The sequence below is a fragment of the Parendozoicomonas haliclonae genome (assembly GCF_900174585.1).
GTDB classification, from domain to species: domain Bacteria; phylum Pseudomonadota; class Gammaproteobacteria; order Pseudomonadales; family Endozoicomonadaceae; genus Sansalvadorimonas; species Sansalvadorimonas haliclonae.
Genome location: NZ_FWPT01000032.1, coordinates 1 through 1,419, shown reverse-complemented (window position 1 = coordinate 1,419; position 1,419 = coordinate 1). Strand labels below are relative to the sequence as shown.

The 1,419-nt window shown below is 48.8% G+C and carries 1 protein-coding gene and 1 pseudogene; both read left to right on the top strand.

The features are described from left to right. Positions 1–48: 48 nt before the first annotated feature. Positions 49–543: a helix-turn-helix domain-containing protein gene (locus EHSB41UT_RS24090; RefSeq protein WP_087113424.1), complete on the top strand. Its 495-nt coding sequence runs from the start codon at positions 49–51 to the stop codon at positions 541–543. Positions 544–554: 11 nt separating this feature from the next. After that, positions 555–1,388, top strand: a pseudogene (locus EHSB41UT_RS24085) (IS3 family transposase); the annotation flags it as partial. Between the last annotated feature and the right edge of the window lie 31 nt (positions 1,389–1,419).

The window sequence follows — 1,419 nt, the reverse complement described above, 5'->3', positions numbered from 1 at the left end:
TGAAGTGACCCCCAATAGTTGGACACCCAATTATTGGGGGTTACTTTTATGTCCAAATACAGCCCAGAGCTGAAACGTATCATTGCCAGCGAATACATAGATGATGGAATATCATCACATCAGCTCGACGCAAAATACGCGATAGACTCCAGACAGATTCGCTACTGGGGACAGGTTTATACCATTCATGGGGAACGTGCATTTGAACGCTCCTCTTTACCCCGTACAGCTAAATTCAAGCTCGAAGCACTCACTTTGATGTGGACGAAACAGTGGTCCCTCGCACACACTAGCGCCCAACTGAATCTCTCTTCGTCTGGCATCCTGTCGACTTGGCTCAAACGGTACAACGAAGAGGGAATGAATGGACTCAAACGTTGTATCCGAGGGCGCCCTCCCATGAAAAAGCGTGTCGTAAAGCCAGCCGATGAAATGACTCTGGAAGAACTGAAGAGAGAGCTGGCCTATCTGCGTGCGGAGAATGATGTCCTAAAAAAGTATCAGGAGCTGGATCGGTTAAAACTAGCCAGGAAAAAGCGTTAACGGTTTCAGCTCTCAGAGATAAGCATGCACTGAATGATCTGCTACAGGCCAACAAGCTGGCCAGGAGCGTGTATTACTACCAGCGCAAAGCCAGCAATAAACCGGCACCTTATGTCCATGAAACGGCCATGATTGAATCGATCTACCATGAGCACAAAGGTCGCTATGGCTATCGGCGCATTCATCTGGAGTTGAGGCAGCGAGGTGTCTTGCTCAATCACAAAACAGTTCAACGGTTAATGGTTGGGTGTGGCTTGAAGTCGACAGTACGCCCTAAAAAATACCGATCCTACCGGGGCTCTGAAGACGGAAAGACAGCACCGAATGTGCTTGAGAGGGACTTTACAGCCACCCGGCCAGATGAGAAGTGGGTAACAGACGTCACCGAATTCAAAGTGAATGACCAGAAGGTTTATCTGTCGCCCATCGTCGACCTGTTTACCCGGGAAGTGGTTGCCTACAGGATCGCCAAGAATGCCCGCTTACCTCTGGTGACAGATATGCTTCAGGACGCAATAACCAGATTGGATGAGAATGCCAAACCCATCGTACATAGCGATCAGGGCTGGCAGTATAAGCATCGCAGTTATCAGAAGCAGTTGTCCGATCGCGGACTGGTGCAAAGTATGTCGAGGCGGGGCAACTGTCTGGACAATGCTGTTGCAGAAAACTTCTTCGGCCTGTTGAAGACAGAAATGTTCCATGGCCAAAAGTTTAAAGATGCTGATGAGTTGATAGAGAAGATTGATGAATACATCACGTATTACAATACGCGACGTATCAAGGTGAAACTAAAAGGCCTGACGCCGGCGGAGTGCCGAAGTCAGGCCTTGCAAGCCGCTTAACCAAAGTGTCCAACTTTATGGGGTCACTTCA